Annotated in this window: 15 protein-coding genes; 11 read left to right on the plus strand and 4 right to left on the minus strand. The window is 64.7% G+C overall.

Annotated features, from left to right (window positions below):
* Positions 1-8 precede the first annotated feature (8 nt).
* Entirely contained in the window at positions 9-1,013 is a 1,005-nt protein-coding gene (locus ACSSVC_RS03275) for an asparaginase (protein ID WP_346634766.1), read from the plus strand.
* A gap of 72 nt (positions 1,014-1,085) precedes the next feature.
* Here the strand turns inward: ACSSVC_RS03275 and ACSSVC_RS03280 are convergent, their stop codons facing one another.
* On the minus strand, positions 1,086-1,631 hold the full coding sequence (locus ACSSVC_RS03280; RefSeq protein ID WP_210457850.1) for a hypothetical protein: 546 nt from the start codon (positions 1,629-1,631) through the stop codon (positions 1,086-1,088).
* Positions 1,632-1,828: 197 nt separating this feature from the next.
* Here ACSSVC_RS03280 and ACSSVC_RS03285 point away from each other — a divergent pair, with 197 nt between their 5' ends.
* The 5 genes from ACSSVC_RS03285 (at position 1,829) to ACSSVC_RS03305 (ending at position 9,138) form a co-directional block, all read left to right on the plus strand.
* Complete coding sequence (locus ACSSVC_RS03285; protein WP_210672039.1) at positions 1,829-2,821, plus strand: AraC family transcriptional regulator; 993 nt, start codon at positions 1,829-1,831, stop codon at positions 2,819-2,821.
* 71 nt (positions 2,822-2,892) lie between these two features.
* Positions 2,893-4,815, plus strand: a complete 1,923-nt coding sequence (locus ACSSVC_RS03290) for an ankyrin repeat domain-containing protein (protein WP_430962735.1) — start codon at positions 2,893-2,895, stop codon at positions 4,813-4,815.
* An 89-nt stretch (positions 4,816-4,904) separates the two neighbouring features.
* Positions 4,905-6,830 carry an ankyrin repeat domain-containing protein gene (locus ACSSVC_RS03295; protein ID WP_492611987.1) on the plus strand — a complete coding sequence of 642 codons (1,926 nt, stop codon included), beginning with the start codon at positions 4,905-4,907 and terminating at the stop codon, positions 6,828-6,830.
* A 163-nt stretch (positions 6,831-6,993) separates the two neighbouring features.
* Positions 6,994-8,025 (plus strand): histone deacetylase family protein, encoded by a 1,032-nt coding sequence (locus ACSSVC_RS03300; protein WP_446439411.1) that lies wholly within the window; start codon positions 6,994-6,996, stop codon positions 8,023-8,025.
* A gap of 12 nt (positions 8,026-8,037) precedes the next feature.
* Complete coding sequence (locus ACSSVC_RS03305) at positions 8,038-9,138, plus strand: polyamine ABC transporter substrate-binding protein (RefSeq protein ID WP_446439412.1); 1,101 nt, start codon at positions 8,038-8,040, stop codon at positions 9,136-9,138.
* 105 nt (positions 9,139-9,243) lie between these two features.
* On the opposite strand, the gene ACSSVC_RS03310 is transcribed toward ACSSVC_RS03305, so the two are convergent.
* Positions 9,244-10,455: a YeeE/YedE family protein gene (locus ACSSVC_RS03310; RefSeq protein WP_346634762.1), complete on the minus strand. Its 1,212-nt coding sequence runs from the start codon at positions 10,453-10,455 to the stop codon at positions 9,244-9,246.
* A 40-nt stretch (positions 10,456-10,495) separates the two neighbouring features.
* Complete coding sequence (gene pdxR / locus ACSSVC_RS03315; protein WP_492611988.1) at positions 10,496-12,046, minus strand: MocR-like pyridoxine biosynthesis transcription factor PdxR; 1,551 nt, start codon at positions 12,044-12,046, stop codon at positions 10,496-10,498.
* Between the two features lie 104 nt (positions 12,047-12,150).
* Between pdxR and ACSSVC_RS03320 the strand changes: the two genes are divergently transcribed.
* From ACSSVC_RS03320 to ACSSVC_RS03330, 3 genes are read left to right on the plus strand one after another with little or no spacing between them, the layout of a single operon-like run.
* The gene (locus ACSSVC_RS03320; protein WP_492611989.1) at positions 12,151-12,774 is read left to right on the plus strand and encodes an FMN-binding negative transcriptional regulator; all 624 of its coding nucleotides are present in this window, start codon (positions 12,151-12,153) and stop codon (positions 12,772-12,774) included.
* 34 nt (positions 12,775-12,808) lie between these two features.
* On the plus strand, positions 12,809-13,255 hold the full coding sequence (locus ACSSVC_RS03325; protein WP_346634759.1) for a GNAT family N-acetyltransferase: 447 nt from the start codon (positions 12,809-12,811) through the stop codon (positions 13,253-13,255).
* Between the two features lie 19 nt (positions 13,256-13,274).
* On the plus strand, positions 13,275-13,946 hold the full coding sequence (locus ACSSVC_RS03330; protein ID WP_346634758.1) for a GNAT family N-acetyltransferase: 672 nt from the start codon (positions 13,275-13,277) through the stop codon (positions 13,944-13,946).
* Positions 13,947-14,013: 67 nt separating this feature from the next.
* On the opposite strand, the gene ACSSVC_RS03335 is transcribed toward ACSSVC_RS03330, so the two are convergent.
* Positions 14,014-14,913 carry a homocysteine S-methyltransferase family protein gene (locus tag ACSSVC_RS03335; protein ID WP_346634757.1) on the minus strand — a complete coding sequence of 300 codons (900 nt, stop codon included), beginning with the start codon at positions 14,911-14,913 and terminating at the stop codon, positions 14,014-14,016.
* 110 nt (positions 14,914-15,023) lie between these two features.
* Between ACSSVC_RS03335 and ACSSVC_RS03340 the strand changes: the two genes are divergently transcribed.
* Together ACSSVC_RS03340 and ACSSVC_RS03345 are read left to right on the plus strand one after the other, a co-directional pair.
* On the plus strand, positions 15,024-15,845 hold the full coding sequence (locus tag ACSSVC_RS03340; protein ID WP_346634756.1) for an ABC transporter substrate-binding protein: 822 nt from the start codon (positions 15,024-15,026) through the stop codon (positions 15,843-15,845).
* On the plus strand, positions 15,842-16,678 hold the full coding sequence (locus ACSSVC_RS03345; RefSeq protein WP_346634755.1) for an amino acid ABC transporter permease: 837 nt from the start codon (positions 15,842-15,844) through the stop codon (positions 16,676-16,678). Before ACSSVC_RS03340 ends, ACSSVC_RS03345 begins: the two co-directional genes overlap by 4 nt.
* The last annotated feature ends 65 nt before the right edge of the window (positions 16,679-16,743 follow it).

Consider the following 16,743-nt stretch of genomic DNA (forward strand, 5'->3'; position numbering starts at 1 on the left):
AGAATCCCATGAACCCTTCGACCTACCCTGCCGCCCAGCACGTCATGGTGCTCTACACCGGTGGCACCATCGGCATGCAGGCCAGCGCCGACGGCTTGGCCCCGGCCTCCGGCTTCGACGTGCGGATGCGCGCCTACCTCGACAGCCAGCCCGAGCTGGTGGTGCCGGCCTGGCGCTTTCGCGAGATGGCGCCACTGATCGACAGCGCCAACATGACCCCCGACTACTGGCAGCGCCTGCGTGAAGCGGTGGTCGAAGCCGTTGAGGTGCAGGGCTGCGACAGCGTGCTGATCCTCCACGGCACCGACACCCTGGCCTACAGCGCCGCCGCCATGAGCTTCCAATTGCTGGGCCTGCGCGCGCCTGTGGTGTTCACCGGTTCGATGCTGCCGGCCGGCGTGCCCGACAGCGACGCCTGGGAAAACCTCAGTGGCGCCCTGTTGGCCCTGGGCCAGGGCCTGGCACCGGGGGTGCACCTGTACTTCCACGGCGAACTGCTGGCACCGACCCGCTGCGCGAAGATCCGCAGCTTCGGCCGCCATCCGTTCGCCGCCCTGCAACGCAATGGCGGCGGCGCCAAGGCCGAAGCGATTCCGTCAGCGCTGGATTACCGCCAGGCCAAGCAACTGGCCAAGGTCGGCGTGCTGCCGCTGTTCCCCGGCATCGGCGCCGAGCTGCTGGACGGCGTGCTCGACAGCGGCATCCAGGCCCTGGTGCTGGAGTGTTTCGGCAGCGGCACCGGGCCCAGCGACAACCCGGCGTTTCTGGCCAGCCTCAAGCGCGCACAGGAGCAAGGCATCGTCGTAGTGGCGGTGACCCAGTGCCATGAAGGCGGCGTCGAGCTGGATATCTACGAAGCCGGCAGCCGCCTGCGCGGCGTGGGCGTGCTGTCCGGTGGCGGCATGACCCGGGAGGCGGCGTTCGGCAAGCTCAATGCGCTGCTCGGTGCCGGGCTGGAAAGCGCCGAAGTGCGGCGCCTGGTGGAACTCGATCTGTGTGGCGAGTTGAGCTAAAGCTCGCGCTCGGGAGCCGGTGGCTACTGCGGTAGCTGCCGGCTCGACGACGAGCAGAGGGTGGCTGTCAGGTTACTTTTTGACCGAGTAATCCTGGCCCCAGACCCGCACCGAACTCGAACTCTCGATCGGTCCTTCAAACACGAACTTCTGCCGCACTGCCGCCTTGGCCGGGATGGTGACTTCGTCCGGGTTGTCGAGGCTGACAGTCAGGTTGTTGGCGTAACCGTCCTGGTCGATCGCCAGCAGGGCGCCGGTCTGCTTGAGGTTGATCAGCCGCAACTGGCTGTCGCTGCTGTTCTTGAAGCCCAGGGTGACGTTGAAACTGTCGCCGGCGGCTTCGGTCTTCAACACCTGGACCTCGACGCGGCCTTTCATTTGCTCACGGGAGGAAATGATCGAGGCACCGTCGACGCCTTGCGCCGATTGGCGACCATCGAGCACGCCTTCGCTGACGCCGCCCAAGAGGTTCTTGCCTGCCGAAATGGCTGACGAGACGGCGGACTTGGCAGAGTCCTTGATGGTGCTTTCGCTGCTTGGCTCAGCCTCGGCCAGGCACAGCGAACTCAGGAGCAAGCCGGACACCAGAAGCAGGGAACGCGCAGGAGTAAGGGTCATACATAGTCCTTTATCGGGGTTGCTACACCGCCAACTCAGGCGGTGAATGGCAGGCAGGTTGCACCAATCAAAGCGCCAAGTCACTAGCTACACAACGCCCGGAATGCCACATGCCACCGGCCGGTAAACCGCGGTCTGATCGCGGGCGGCATGCAAATTGCTCCTGTTCCCGGTCTTTCCCAGGCTGGAATCTGCGCATGCTGCACTCGCACCTCACCACCCTCAATGCAGTTTCACTGGTCCTCAACACCTTCAAGGAGCAGGGCCAGGACAGCGACGCGCTACTGGCCGGCAGCGGTATAAACGCCGCCGACCTGAGCCGCGCCGACACCCGCATCACCACCAGCCAAGAGATGCTGGTGTGTGCCAACGCCGTGGCCCTGCAGCGGGATATCGGCCTGGAGCTGGGCCGGCGCATGCACGTTTCCTCTTACGGCATGCTCGGCTATGCGCTGCTCACCAGTGCCACCTTAGGTGACGCTTTGCGCCTGGCGCTGCGTTATCCGGCGCTGATGGGAACACTTTTCGAACTCAGCCTGGAAACCGACGGCTCGCGCATCTGGCTGACTGCCGCCGACTATCGCGAATGCCCGGCCCTGGCCGCGTTCAACACCGAGTTCTGCCTGGTGTCGATGAAGGTCATCTGCGACGACTTGCTGGGCCACGCCTTGCCCTTGCTGGGCGCGCGCTTCGACTATCCGGCGCCGGACTATCAACGGCGCTACCGCGAGTCCTTCAACTGCCCACTGCAATTCGACGCCGATCGCAATGCCTTCGCCTTCGACCGGCACTGGCTCGACCAGCCGCTGCCCCTGGCGGATGCAATCACCCACCAGGCCATGGCCGAGCGCTGCCGCAAGCAGAACACCGAGTTCACCGGGCGCCAGGCCTGGCTCGGACGCATCCGCCAGCTGCTGGCAGCGCAGCTGGATGCCGCGCCGGGGCTGGAGGGGCTGGCGGAACAGATGAACTGCTCGGCCCGGACCTTGCGCCGCCACCTGCGGGACCTGGGTTGCAGTTATCAGGAACTGCTGGACGAGCTGCGTTTCGAGCGGGCCAAACAGATGCTCTGCGAAGACCAGATGCCCATCTACCGGATTGCCGAAGCCCTGGGCTTCAGTGAAACCGCGAGTTTTCGCCATGCCTTCATCCGCTGGAGCGGTGTGGCGCCGAGCCAGTTCCGGCCCTGAGACAAACCCCGGCATAAAGCCGCCGATTGCATTACATTGCCGACCTTTGACACCAGCAAGGGACTGCAAGCTTGAACCTAATCACAGGCGCCATCGCCCGGCGCATCGGTATTCGCGGGGGGTGCCTGGCGCTGGTGCTGCTAGCCGGCATCCCCCTCGCCCAGGCCTTCGAGCTGTCCAAAATCCGCTGGTGGGAAATGCAGAGTGGCATCCTCCTGGACGATCCGGAAACCGCCACGCTGCAACTCGAACCCTTTCCCCTGCCCGGGCTGGCCCAGGCGCCGGCCCGAGTGATCCTCAGCCAATACCACGGCCTGTTCTATCTCAACGGCTATGCGGATGGGCAGTACCGGCAGCGGGTCTACAAGTCGCCGCCCATGCCGCTGTTCAACGCCCAGGAACTACAGGCCTGCGTGCCCGAGCAGCAACCCGTTGGGGCCACGGACAACTGGCCGTCGAGCAAGCAGCTGGAATCCGCCCTGAGCCTGACCAAACTGAGTTTCGACTGCCAGAGCCCAGGCTGGGAGTTGAGCAATCGCTATCTCCTGGTGGACAGCCGCGATCCCCAACGGCCATTGCTGGCCATCGGTCAGCGCCAGAGCGAGGCACAGATCGACTTCACCCCGCAGCAACCGATCAGCCCCGAACTGCAGCAGCAATGGCAACAGGCCCTGCACAAATACCCGAAGTTGCTGGAGCCCTTTGACGCCAGCAGCGGCCAGCTGCGCGTCAAGCCCTATGCGCCGCAACCCAGCGCGGAGCAGGTCTGGACAGAGTTTCGCCAGTTGCACGCGCAATTGCGCGATGCCAAAGACAAGGCTCCGGGCATCGTCCGGGTGGAGGCCTTCTTCACCCGTCATGACTTTCGCGCGATCGCCCCCGAGCGCAGCACCTACCCGGGCCTGCTCAACGACATCGCCTATTGGGCCACCGAGGCCGGCCAGTTGCAGAGCGCCCGGCCGTGGCTGGCGTACGTGCTGCGTCGCGACCCGGGGCGCATGCCGACCTACCTCAATCTGGCGGACCTGGATTGGCGCCTGTACCAACAGCAGCCCGCGGACACCCGGCACCGGGGCCGGGCTATGGAGAACTATCGGCTGTACTGCGGGCTGCGCCTGCAACGCCAGCTGGGGGTCCCCGCCAGGGTCACCCAGCGCCTGGGCCTTGAGGCACCCAGCGAATCGGCCTGCCAAAGCGCCTGGCCGCTGGTGACGGCGGTGGACCAGGGTGACGCGGGCGAAGTCCGGCGGCTGCTGGAGAACGGCCTGAGCGGCGACGTCATCGCCACCGATGGGCGCCCGGCGCTGTTGCACGCCCTGGATAAACCCGACCTCGACATCGCCCGGCTGTTGCTGGCCCATGGCGCCCGCCCCCAGGGTCAGTACAACGGCCGCACCCAGGTGTTCCTGGCCATGCGCCGCGACCTCAAGGACAACCCCGACCTGAGCCAGGCCAAGCGCCTGAACTTCCTCCTGCAGGCCGGCGCCGCCATCGATGAACAGGATGCACAGGGCGGCACCGCGCTGCAGGAAATGGCGAAAAACCGCGAGGACATCGAGCGCTTCAACTGGCTGCTGCAACACCCCCAGGACCTCGACAAGCGCAGCGGGCCAGACGGCGTGACCGCGCTGTTCCTGGCGCTCAAGGGCGGCAACTACGCCGCTGCCAGGCCACTGATAGAGGCCGGTGCCAACCTCAACCTGAGCTACGGCCGCGATATCTGCGCACAGCAGCCGATTCGCGAAAGCCTGCTGATGATCGTGGCCGAACAGGGTTCGCCCGAGGTCATCAAGCCCTGGGTCAGCCAGCAAGAGAGCCTGGACATGTTCACCCTGCTGCTACAACGTGGCGCCGACCCCAATGTCGGCCGCTACTGCAAGAACAACGGCTACACCTGGCTGCTGGAGATCATGGCCCGGCGCAAGCGCGACGACATGCTCAAGGTGCTGCAAGGTTTTGCGCCGCCACCGCCGGCGACGGCGTTTCGTCTTTGAGGCGTGGCGCCGAGCCTGAGACAAAGCCCGGCAGAAAGCCGCCGATTGCATTACATTGCCGACCTTTCTACCGGCAAGGGACTGCAACGTTGAACCTATTCTCAGGCGCCAACGCCCGGCGCATCGGCATTCGCGGGCTTGGCCTGGCGCTGGTGCTCCTGGCGGGCGCACCCGCCGCCCAAGCCTTCGACCTGGACCTGGGCGCGATCAAATGGTCGGGAATGGCTCGCCACTTCGTCATCGACTATCCGGAAACCGCCGCCCTGCAGATCAAGCCATTCCCCTTGCCGGGCCTGGCGAAGGTGCCAGCGCGGATCATCCTGACCCAGTACCGCGGGCTGTTCTATCTCAACGCCTATCAGGACCTGGAGTACCAGCATCGGGTCTACAAATCGCCGCCCATTACCCTGTTCAGCCCCGCCGAGCTGCGGGCCTGCGTGTCCCCGGAGAATCCGGTCCAGGTCGCCGACAACTGGCCCGCAACCAATACCCTGGACACCGGCATCACCCTGACCTCGCTCGACTTCAACTGCAAGGAGCCCAGTGACTGGCAGCTCAGCCAGCGCTACCTGCTGATCGACCAGCGCGACCCGCAGCACCCGCTGCTGGCGATCAGTCACCGCCTGGACCTGAGCCAGCTGGAGTTCACCCCGCTGCAACCCATCAGCGAGGAAACCGGGCAGCAATGGTTACAGGCGCTGCAGACATTCCCGCCGTGGTTCCGGCCCTTCACCCGCGGCACTGGGCCGATCACCCTCAACCCCCATGTACCAGAGCAGGCTCCGGACCCGGACAGCGTCTGGAAGCAGTTCCGCGCGCTGCACGAGCAACTGCGCACCGCCAAGGACAAGCAAGCGGGCATCAACCAGGTGGAGGACTTCTTCGTCACTCATGACTTTCGCGGCATCGCCAGCGACCGCCGTGAATACCCCGGCCTGCTCAACGACATCGCCTACTGGACCAGCGAAGCCGGGCGCCTGAGAACCGCCCGCCCCTGGCTCAAGGAAGTGCTGCGCCGCGACCCCGGGCGCATGCCGACCTACCTCAACCTGGCCGACCTGGACTGGGCGATCTACCAACAGCGAACCCTGGACAACATTCACCAGGGCCGGGCCATCGAGGGTTACCGGGTGTATTGCGGCCTGCGCCTGCAACGCCAGATGAGCATCCCGCCCCGGGTGCTGCAGCGCCTGGGCCTGAAAACCGCCAACCCGCAAGCCTGCCAGGCCTTCTGGCCCCTGGTGGACGCCGTGGATGCCGGCAACCTGGCCGAAGTGCAGCGCCTGCTGGCCACTGGCATCAGCGGCGAGGTCATGGCCGACGATGGCCGCAGCGCCCTGTTGCATGCCCTGGACACACCGCGCCTGGACATCGCCCGGTTGCTGCTGGCGCACGGCGCCCACACCAGCGGCCTGTACAACTGGACCACCCTGGCGACCCTGGCCATGCGCCGCGACCTGGGCGACAGCCCCGACCTGAGCCAGGGCGGGCGTTTGAAGTTTCTCATCGAGGCCGGGGTTGCCATCGACGAGCCCGACAGCCAGGGCCAGACGCCACTGATGCAGATGGCCGAGAACAAGCGCAGCCTGCAAGGCTTCAGCTGGTTGATGCAGTACCCGCAAAACCTCGACCTGCGCAAAACCAGTGATGGCGAAACCGCGCTGTACCGGGCTTTCTCCGGCAACAACTACGTGGCCATGAAGCAGCTGATAGAGGCCGGCGCCAACCTCAACCTGAGCTACGGCCGTGGCACCTGCTACAACCAGCCCGTCGGCGAGAGCCTGCTGACCCTGGTCGCCGACAAGACCTCCGCCGACGACAAGTCCCCCTACGTCAGCCAGCAGGACACCCTGGAGTTGTTCAGCCTGCTGCTGGAAAAAGGTGCCGATCCCAATGTCGGCCAGCACTGCGAGAAAAAGGGCTACGCGCTATTGCTGGAAGCCATCGCCCGGAAAAAACGCGAGGACATGCTCAAGGTGCTGCAGCGCTTCGTTCCCGCCCCGCCCGCCAGCTGAACAGGACGGCGCCCCGTAACGGGGCGTCATGCCTCTTTAAGGGGCGAATTTCGGTCAAACACTTTGGCCGCATAAATCCCCTTTTGGCCGCTCCTGCCGTTCTCCCAAACCCCGCGCCCCGCAAGACTGTGATCCACCGAATCAGCCTGCGGAGAACAAGAAAATGCTGACGATCTACTCGGACGATCACCACCTGCACCACGGCCGTTGTGAACTTATCGACGGGCAACTGATGCCCTGTTTCGAAATGCCTTCCCGGGCCGACCATGTGCTGGACCGGGTGAAATACCGCAACCTTGGCCCGGTAGAGGCGCCCAAGGACTTCGGCCTGGGGCCCATCGAGCGCGTCCACAGCCGGGCCTACCTGGACTTCTTCAAAGGCGCCTGGGAGCGCTGGGCGGCACAGGGCATCGACGGCGACCTGCTGCCCTACACCTGGCCCGCACGCACCCTGCGCAGCGTGATTCCCACCAGCCTCCATGGCCAGCTCGGCTACTACAGCTTCGACGGCGGCGCGCCGATCACCGCCGGCACCTGGCAGGCGGCCTATAGCGCGGCGCAAGTGGCCCTCACCGCCCAGGCGGTGATCCAGCGCGGTGCCCGCAGCGCCTTTGCCCTGTGCCGTCCACCGGGACACCACGCGGCCGGCGACCTGATGGGCGGCTACTGCTACCTGAACAACGCGGCCATCGCCGCCCAGGCGTTCCTCGATCAGGGCCACAGGAAAGTCGCGATCCTCGACGTCGACTACCACCACGGCAACGGCACCCAGTCGATCTTCTACGAACGCAGCGACGTGCTCTTCACCTCGATCCACGGCCACCCGGAAGCCGAGTTCCCATTCTTCCTGGGCTATGCCGACGAAGGCGGCGAAGGCGCCGGGGAAGGCTTCAACTTCAACTACCCGCTGGCCGCCGGTAGCGGCTGGGATGTGTGGAGCGCAGCCCTGGAGCAGGCCTGCAACGAGATCCACAGCTATGACGCCGACATCATCGTGGTGTCCCTGGGCGTGGACACCTTCAAGGACGATCCGATCTCGCAATTCAAACTCGACAGCCCGGATTACCTGGCGATGGGCAAGCGCATCGCCGCCCTCGGCAAGCCAACGCTGTTCGTCATGGAAGGCGGTTACGCGGTAGAGGAAATCGGCATCAACGCCGTGAACGTTCTCGAAGGTTTTCAAAGCGCCCATTGAGGGATTCGCATCATGAAAAGACTCCAACGCTTTATCGTTCCAGCCCTGTGCGCCAGCCTGCTGGGTACCGCCGCCCACGCCGAAGAACGCACGCTACGGGTGTACAACTGGTTCGACTACATCACCCCCAAGGCCCTGGAGGATTTCAAGGCTCAGAACAGCCAGGTGAAGCTGGTCTACGACATCTTCGACACCAACGAAGCCCTGGAAGCCAAGCTGCTGACCGGCAACTCCGGGTATGACGTGGTGGTGCCGTCCAACGTGTTCCTGGCCAAGCAGATCGAGGCCGGGGTGTTCCAGCCCCTGGACCGTAGCAAGCTACCCAACTGGAACCACCTGGACCCCAAGCTGATGAAGCTGATCGAGGCCAACGACCCGGGCAACCAGTTCGCCGTGCCCTACATGTACGGCACCATCCTGATCGGCTTCAACCCGGACAAGGTCAAGGCCGCCCTCGGCAACCAGGCGCCGGTGGACAGCTGGGACCTGATCTTCAAGGAAGAGAACATCAGCAAGCTCAAGCAGTGCGGCGTGGCCCTGCTGGATTCGCCATCGGAAATCCTGCCCCTGGCCCTGCAGCACCTGGGCCTGGACCCCAACAGCAAAAAGCCGGCGGACTACGAGAAGGCTGAAGCGCTGCTGATGAAGATCCGGCCGTACATCACCTACTTCCACTCGTCCAAGTACATGGCCGACATCGCCAATGGCGATATCTGCGTGGCGGTGGGCTATTCGGGAAGCTTCTCCCAGGCCGCCAACCGCGCCAAGGAAGCCAAGAACGGCGTGACCGTGGACATGCGCCTGCCCAAGGAAGGCGCGCCGATCTGGTTCGACATGCTGGCGATCCCCAAAGGCGCCAAGGACCAGGAAGATGCCTACACCTTCATCAACTACCTGCTGCAACCTCAGGTGATTGCCCCGGTCAGCGACTTTGTCGGTTACCCGAACCCGAACAAGGACGCCACCGAGCTGGTGGACCCTTCGATCCGCAACAACCCCAACTTGTATCCGACAGAAGCGGCGATGAGCACCCTGTATACCCTGCAGCCGCTGCCTCGTGATGCGGAACGGGCACGCACCCGGGCCTGGACCAAGATCAAGTCCGGGACCTGATTGGCCGGGAGCGCACGGGCGGTATTCGGGTGGGCGGCGGGACGCGGTGGATGATGGACCGCGTCGCCGCTGTTCGCCGGCAAGCCGGCTCCTACACAGTGGCAGTTAGCAGCCGGTGAGGCCTTGGGGGGTGCGCTCTTCGGTGAAGAACCACGGCCGCAGGCGCACGCCGACGCCATTGCCGATGAAGGCCGCCACCAGCCACAGCCAGCCATGCAGGCTGCCAGAGGCGATGCCGCTGAAGTAGGCGCCGATGTTGCAGCCGTAGGCCAGGCGCGAGCCGTAGCCCAGCAACAGCCCGCCAATCACCGCCGCCACCAGGGAGCGGGTGGGGATCTTCAGGCTCGGGGCAAAGCGCCCCGCCAGTCCCGCTGCCAGCAAGGCGCCCAGGACGATGCCGATGTCCATGACGCTGGTGATGTCCTGCCACACCGGGGCGGCCAGGGCCTTGGCGTTCGCTGCGCCCTGCCAGAACACCCAGCTGCTCACGTCCACACCCAGCCCGCTGGCGACTTTCGCGCCCCACAGGGCAAAGGCCGAGGTGATGCCCCATGGCCGCCCCGCCAGGGCCAGGGTGGCGAAGTTGAGCAACGCCAGGGCCACTGCGCCCCAGACCAGCGGCCAGGGACCGCGCAACAGTCGACGCCAGCCCTGGTGCTGGCTGGCCACCGGCGCTTCAAGGCTGCCATAGCGGCGCTTTTCCAGGGTCTGGGTGAGCAAGGCGATCAGCGCGAACAGGCACAGGCTCAAGCCCAGGGCCGGGCCGACGCCGAAGCTCTGGACGATGGAGATCGGTGGCAGCGACGGCAAGGCAAACCACCAGTCCACATGATGGGTGGCAATCAGCGAGCCGCAGATAAAGAACGCCAGGGTCACCAGCATCCGCGCATTGCCGCCACCGACGGTGAACAGGGTGCCCGAAGCGCAGCCGCCCCCCAGTTGCATGCCGATGCCGAAAATGAAGGCACCGAAGATCACCGAAACCCCGGCCGGCGCCACCAACCCCACCACCGGCTGACCGAACAGGCTGCCCGCCCCCAGCGCCGGGAAAAACAGCAGCACCGCCAGGGCCAGCATGACCATCTGTGCCCGCAGGCCGGCGCCGCGCCGATCGCGGATGAACACCCGCCAGGCCGAGGTGAAACCGAAGGCGGCGTGGTACAGGGTCAGCCCCAGGGCGGCGCCCAGCAGCAACAGCAGCACCTGTCGCGCCCCCACCTGGGTCTGCAGGAATAGGGCACCGCCCACCAGGAGCAACAGGGCGAACAGCGGAGCGCCGAACTTGCGTTCAGGCGCCAGGGAGAGGGTCTGGCTCATGAGGGCTCTCGGGCAGGAAAAGGCCCGCGAGTATACCCCGTCAGACCCGCCAGGCCTGATGCAGGCGGCCCAGGGCTGCCTGGATATCGGCCTCAGGCACCGCAGCGAAGCCCAGCACCAGCCCGGCCCGCTGGTCCTCGGGCAACCGGGTTTCCGGCAACCAGTAAGTGCTCAGGCCGTTGACCTCGACATCGACGCTGGCCGCCTGCGCCACCAGTTCCTGCTCGCGGGCCAGGCTGTCCACGCGCAATGTCAGGTGCAGCCCGGCTGCCACGGTGGGCAATGGCCCGACCCCTGCAATGGTCTGGGGCCAGCCGGCGAGCAAGGTGTTGCGCCGACTCAGAGCGGCCCGACGCATGCGGCGGATATGCCGCTGGAAATGCCCGGCCGCCATGAACTCGGCCATCACCGCCTGGGTGCTGACCTCGGAATGGCGCACATCCACCGCCCGGCGCTGGGCGAAGGCCTGTACCAGATTCGGCGGCAGCACCAGATAACCCAGGCGCAAGGCCGGGAACGCCACCTTGCCGAAGGTGCCGACGTAGATCACCCGCCCCTGCCGGTCCAGCGCCGCCAGCGGAGCCAGGGGCGCGCCGCTGTAGCGGTACTCGCCGTCGTAGTCGTCCTCGACGATCCAGCCCTGGCTGCGCTCGGCCCAGGCCAGCAGTTCCAGGCGCCGAGCCAGGCTCATGATCACCCCGGTGGGGTACTGGTGGGACGGGGTGACATAGGCCAGGCGGCAGTTGTGCAGTTGCTCCAGCTGACGGCAGTCGATGCCTTCCTGATCCACCGCCACGCCCTGCAACTGTGCCCCAGCCACGGCGAAGGCGTGACCGGCAGCCCGATAGCCGGGGTTTTCCACAGCCACGTTGTCGCCGGGCTCCACCAGCAACTGTGCACAAAGGCTGATGCCCTGCTGCGCGCCACTGGTGATCACAATTTGTTCAGCGCTGCATTGCAGTCCACGGGCACTGCGCAGGTAAGCGGCGATCAGGCTGCGTAGCCGCGAATCGCCAGCGGAATCGCCGTAGCACAGCTGACGCAGGTCCGGCCTGCGCCAGAAAGCCGCATTCAGCTTGGCCCAGACCTCGAACGGGAACAGATCGAAAGCCGGCACGCCGACCCGAAATGCCCGCGGCGGACCACTGGGCGGCGTGCTCAGATGGTGCTTTTGCAAGCGCTGCAAACCACTGCTGTGGATAACTTTACTGGATGTAACCCCAGGTAAATCCACTGATTTTGTGGATAAACCTGTGGGTAAGCCTGTTGAAAACCCTGTGGATACTTTTGTGGATAGTTTTTTGACCGGGAGCCGGGTTTCCGGCAATTGGGCCACATAGGTGCCATCGCCGACCCGGCCTTCGATAAAACCCTCGGCATACAGCTGGTCATAGGCACGTACCACGCTGTTGCGGGAAATCCCCAATGCCGCTGCCAGATCACGGCTGGCCGGCAAGCGCGTACCACTGGCCAGACGCCCGTCCAGCACCCGCATGCGCAGGGCCTGGTACAGCTGGCGACTGAGGCCCTGGCGACGATCCAGTTCGATACCGGCAGGGTTGAAAGACAGCGGAGGCAAAGCACTGTTCATCAGGGTATACCCAGGGAATTGGACCTATGAAATAGATCACAGATGGCTCTTACAACGAACCATTAGCCTGCCTAGGATGCAGCCACTCGCCAAGGATTTTTTCTATGTACCTACCTCGCGCTTTCGTCGATGAAGACCTCACCCGCCTGCACGGGCTGATGCAGCACAGCCGTCTGGCGACCCTGGTGACCTGGGGCGCCCTGGGCCTGCAGGCCAGTCACCTGCCACTGTTGCTGAGCCCCGAACAGGGCCCCAATGGCACCCTCTACGGGCACTTGGCCAAGGCCAACCCACAGTGCGCCGAGCTGGCCAGCGGCGCCGAGGCCCTGGTGATTTTCACCGGCGAAGACGCCTACGTCAGCCCGTCGTTCTATCCGAGCAAGGCCGAACACGGCAAAGTAGTGCCGACCTGGAACTACGTGGCGGTGCACGCCTACGGCCAGCCCGAAGTATTCACCGACCCGCAGCGGCTGCTGAAGGTGGTCGAGGGCCTGACCGAGCGTCACGAAGCCGGCCGGCCCCAGCCGTGGAAGGTGGCTGACGCCCCGGCCGACTACCTCGACAGCATGCTGCGGGCGATTGTCGGTTTTGCCCTGCCGATCCAGCGCCTGGAAGGCAAGCGCAAGCTCAGCCAGAACCGCAATGCCGAAGATATTGCCGGGGTACGCGAAGGCCTGGCGGCCAGCGCCGACCTGGGCGACCAGCAGCTGTCCCGGCTGATGGGTTAGAACATTTTGCGTACAGAACAATAAAGGAGCCTTCATGAGCCAGATCCAGATCCGCCCCGTCACCGCTGCCGACCATGGCGCCTGGCTGCCTTTGTGGCAGACCTACCTGCGCTTCTACGAAACCGAACTGCCGGACGCCGTGACTCAAAGTACCTGGCAGCGTTTTCTCGATGCCGGCGAGCCGACCCACGCGGCCCTGGCCTGGGACGGCGAGCGCGCCGTGGGCCTGGTGCATTTCATCTACCACCGCTCCAACTGGAGCATCGAGAATTCGTGCTACCTGCAGGATCTGCTGGTGACCCAGGACCAGCGCGGTACCGGCGTCGGCCGCCAGCTGATCGAGTTCGTCTACGCCCAGGCGAAACAGGACGGCTGCGCCAAGGTGCACTGGCTGACCCACGAAACCAATGCCACGGCCATCCAGCTGTATGAGCGCATTGCCGAGCGCCCCGGCTTCATCCAGTTCCGCAAACCCCTCTGAACCCGCAAGGAGCCACTGCATGTCGATTTCTCTCGCCGACTGGAAAGGCGTTCCCGCCCCTTCGGCCACCCTGCTTGAAGGGCGCTTCATCCGCTTGGAAAGGCTCGACCCGGCGCGCCATGGCGACGATCTGTTCCAGGTGCTGCAAGGCCCTGGCGCTGACCCCGTACTGTGGAACTACCTGCCTTATGGCCCCTTCCCCGAGCGCGCGACGTTCGATGCCTGGCTCGGTAACCACGCCGTCGCCAGCGACCCGTACTTCTTTACCGTGATCGACCGCGCCAGCGGCCAGGCCCAGGGCCTCATCAGCCTGATGTCCATCGTCCCGGCCCAGGGTCGTATCGAGATCGGCCACGTGACCTTCGGTGCACCGATGCAACGTTCGCCAAAGAGCACTGAAGCGGTGTATCTGCTGGCCAAGGAAGCCTTCGCCCTGGGTTACCGGCGCCTGGAATGGAAGTGCAACAACGCCAACGCCCGCTCGCGCTACGCCGCGGAACGTTTGGGTTTCAGCTTCGAGGGGGTGTTTCGCCAGCACATGGTAGCCAAGGGGCAGAACCGCGATACCGCGTGGTTCTCGATCCTGGATGGGGAATGGCCGGCCATCGCCAAGGGCTTCGAGCAATGGCTCAGCGATGAGAACCAGAGCGGCTCGGGGCAGCTCAAGTCCCTGGCGGAGTGTCGCGGCTAAGCGGGGGGTTTCGCCGGCAAGCCGTCTCCTACAGGCCTGTGTAGGAGCTGGCTTGCCAGCGAAGGACTCAACCGAGCTTCTGCGCCAACACCGCAATATGCTCCGGCCCGATGCCGCAGCAACCGCCCACATGGCTGGCACCGCGCTGGTGCCAGTCCGCCACCCAGTGCAGATAACCCGGCGGGTCCAGGTCTTCGCGCAGCGGGCACAAGCCATCGTTGGCGGTGGCATCCTCGGGCTGCGGCGGGAAGGCGTTGGCGTATACGCCGATATGGATCTGCACCCCCAGGCGCTCGAAGGTTTCACGGGCCGCATCCACCGCCGCACCAATCACTTCCGGCTGGCTGCAGTTGAACAGCAGGGTCTGCACGCCCAACTGCGCCGCCACTGCCGCCGCTTCTGCGACCGGCTCGCCGGAACGCAGGCGCGGTACTTCATCGACTTCTTCATCCTTCAGGGTGAAGGACAGCCAGAACGGCTTGCCGTCCTTGGGCAAGCCGGCGTGGATGGCCCGCGCCTCGGCAATCGAACTCTGGGTTTCCGCCAGCCACAGGTCCACGAAAGGCGCCAGCCCCTTGACCAGCGGGCTCAGCACTTCCTCGACCCGGGACGCATCGAACAGATCCGGGCGATAGGAGCCGAATAGCGGCGGCAACGAACCCGCCACCCGCACCGACTTGCCGGAGGCTTCTACCGCGCGGCGCGCCAACTCACCGGCCAGAGCCGCCAGGGCTTGGCCTTCAGCGGCAAAACGTTCCTCGCCGATATGAAACGGCACCACCGCGTAGCTGTTACTGGTGATTACGTTGGCACCGCTGTCGATATAGGCCGCGTGCACCGCCTCCACTGCCTGGGGCGCCTCGCTCAGGGCCAGGGCCGACCATTCAGGCTGCCGGAACGGCGCCCCGCGACGCTGCAGTTCACGCCCCATACCGCCATCGAGAATTACCGTATTGCCTGCGCCCATATGCTTTTTACTCATATGCTTATGAAAATAACTCACTACCGGAGTCGTTCTTATAACTATTAAATACGCACCATTCGGTTAATAACAACTCTTTTTCAGTCAGGATCCCGATGAATTTCCAACCGCTGCTGGCCCTCGGCCTGACCCTTCTCGCCGCCTCTTCCCAAGCCTTCGCCGGCGCCACCCTGGAGCGTATCGAGCAGAAAAAGGAGCTGGTGGGGGTGCTGATGGAAAGCTACCCGCCCTTCTCTTTCCTCAATGACCAGAACCAGCTGGACGGCTTCGACGTCGACGTGGCCAAGGCCGTGGCCGACAAGCTGGGCGTCAAGTTGCGCCTGGAAACCCCGTCCTGGGACGTGATCGCCGCCGGACGCTGGAGCGGACGCTACGACATCTGCATCTGCTCCATGACCCCGAGCAAGGCCCGCGCCGAAGTCTTCGACTTCCCGGTGCAGTACTACGCCTCGCCGGCGGTGATCGTGGTCAACGCCAAGGATGATCGTATCCACGGCGCCAAGGACTTGAGCGACAAGAAGGTCGGCCTGACTGCCGCCTCCAGCTACGAGAGCTACCTGAACAAGAATCTGGTGATCGAAGGCGCTGAAGACACCCACCTGCAATATCCCTTCGAGAACGTGCAAATCGCCCCCTACGATACCGACAACGTGGCCTTCCAGGACCTCGGTCTGGGCCCGGGCGTGCGCCTGGATGCGATTCTCACCAACCTGGTCACCGCGCAACCACGGCTGACTCAGGATTCGCGCTTCAAGCTGGCCGGCGAGGCGCTGTATGCCGAACCCAACTCGGTGGCCATCGAGAAAGGCGATGCCCAGTGGAACGCCAAGGTGCGTGAAGTCTTCGCCCAGTTGAAGCAGGACGGCACCCTGAGCAAGCTCTCGCAGAAATGGATCGGCGCCGATATCAGCCAATGACTGCCTACACGCCACCGCCTCAGCCACCCCAATCGGTGGCTGAACCGCTGCTCAAGCGCCTGCTGGGTTTTCGCAGCCGCCTGTACCTGACCTGGGCGACCCTGCTGGTGCTGTTCGCCAGCTTCTTCCTGAGCTTCGACCTGAAGTTCTCGATCATCCTCGACAAGTTGCCGAACCTGCTGGGTCTGCACCTGTCCCCCAGCGGCTTTCTCCAGGGCGCGGCGCTGACCCTGTTCCTCTGCGCCTGCTCCATCGTCGCTTCGTCGCTGCTGGGCTTCATCACCGCCCTGGCACGCCTGTCTTCAAGCGCCGTGGCTTTCGGGATTGCCAGCTTCTACGCCTCGTTCTTTCGCGGCACGCCGCTGCTGATCCAGATTCTGCTGATCTACCTCGGCCTGCCGCAACTGGGGGTGGTGCCGGGCGCCATTACCGCCGGGATCATCGCCCTGTCGCTGAACTACGGCGCCTACCTCAGCGAGATTTTCCGTGCCGGTATCCTTGGCGTACCCCACGGCCAACGCCAGGCCGCCTTGGCCCTGGGCATGAGCGACAGCGTGATCTTCTGGCAGGTGACTCTGCCCCAGGCCATGCGCACCATCATCCCGCCGGCCACCAACCAGTTCATCTCGATGCTCAAGGACTCGTCGCTGATCTCGGTGATGGGGGTCTGGGAAGTGATGTTCCTGGCCCAGTCCTACGGCCGCTCCAGCTACCGCTACATTGAAATGCTCAGCACCGCGGCGCTGATCTACTGGCTGCTGTCCATCGGCCTGGAACTGATCCAGGCACGGATGGAAAAGCATTACGGCAAGGGCTACGCCAAACGCGGTTGAGGTTCAAGCGAGGGCCCGGGGGCACCCGGGCTTCTTTCCGAACGCTCAAGCTCATCGAGCAGCGA

Source organism: Pseudomonas sp. E1BtOHC1, assembly GCF_058744285.1.

Excerpts from the sequence above, each read along its gene's own strand:
- ACSSVC_RS03285 (WP_210672039.1), top strand. The coding sequence starts at position 1,829 with ATGCTGCACTCGCACCTCACCACCCTCAATGCAGTTTCACTGGTCCTC.
- ACSSVC_RS03325 (WP_346634759.1), top strand. The coding sequence starts at position 12,809 with ATGAGCCAGATCCAGATCCGCCCCGTCACCGCTGCCGACCATGGCGCC.
- ACSSVC_RS03305 (WP_446439412.1), top strand. The coding sequence starts at position 8,038 with ATGAAAAGACTCCAACGCTTTATCGTTCCAGCCCTGTGCGCCAGCCTG.
- ACSSVC_RS03320 (WP_492611989.1), top strand. The coding sequence starts at position 12,151 with ATGTACCTACCTCGCGCTTTCGTCGATGAAGACCTCACCCGCCTGCAC.
- ACSSVC_RS03330 (WP_346634758.1), top strand. The coding sequence starts at position 13,275 with ATGTCGATTTCTCTCGCCGACTGGAAAGGCGTTCCCGCCCCTTCGGCC.
- ACSSVC_RS03275 (WP_346634766.1), top strand. The coding sequence starts at position 9 with ATGAACCCTTCGACCTACCCTGCCGCCCAGCACGTCATGGTGCTCTAC.
- ACSSVC_RS03345 (WP_346634755.1), top strand. The coding sequence starts at position 15,842 with ATGACTGCCTACACGCCACCGCCTCAGCCACCCCAATCGGTGGCTGAA.
- ACSSVC_RS03300 (WP_446439411.1), top strand. The coding sequence starts at position 6,994 with ATGCTGACGATCTACTCGGACGATCACCACCTGCACCACGGCCGTTGT.
- ACSSVC_RS03280 (WP_210457850.1), bottom strand. The coding sequence starts at position 1,631 with ATGACCCTTACTCCTGCGCGTTCCCTGCTTCTGGTGTCCGGCTTGCTC.
- ACSSVC_RS03310 (WP_346634762.1), bottom strand. The coding sequence starts at position 10,455 with ATGAGCCAGACCCTCTCCCTGGCGCCTGAACGCAAGTTCGGCGCTCCG.
- pdxR (WP_492611988.1), bottom strand. The coding sequence starts at position 12,046 with ATGAACAGTGCTTTGCCTCCGCTGTCTTTCAACCCTGCCGGTATCGAA.
- ACSSVC_RS03340 (WP_346634756.1), top strand. The coding sequence starts at position 15,024 with ATGAATTTCCAACCGCTGCTGGCCCTCGGCCTGACCCTTCTCGCCGCC.
- ACSSVC_RS03335 (WP_346634757.1), bottom strand. The coding sequence starts at position 14,913 with ATGGGCGCAGGCAATACGGTAATTCTCGATGGCGGTATGGGGCGTGAA.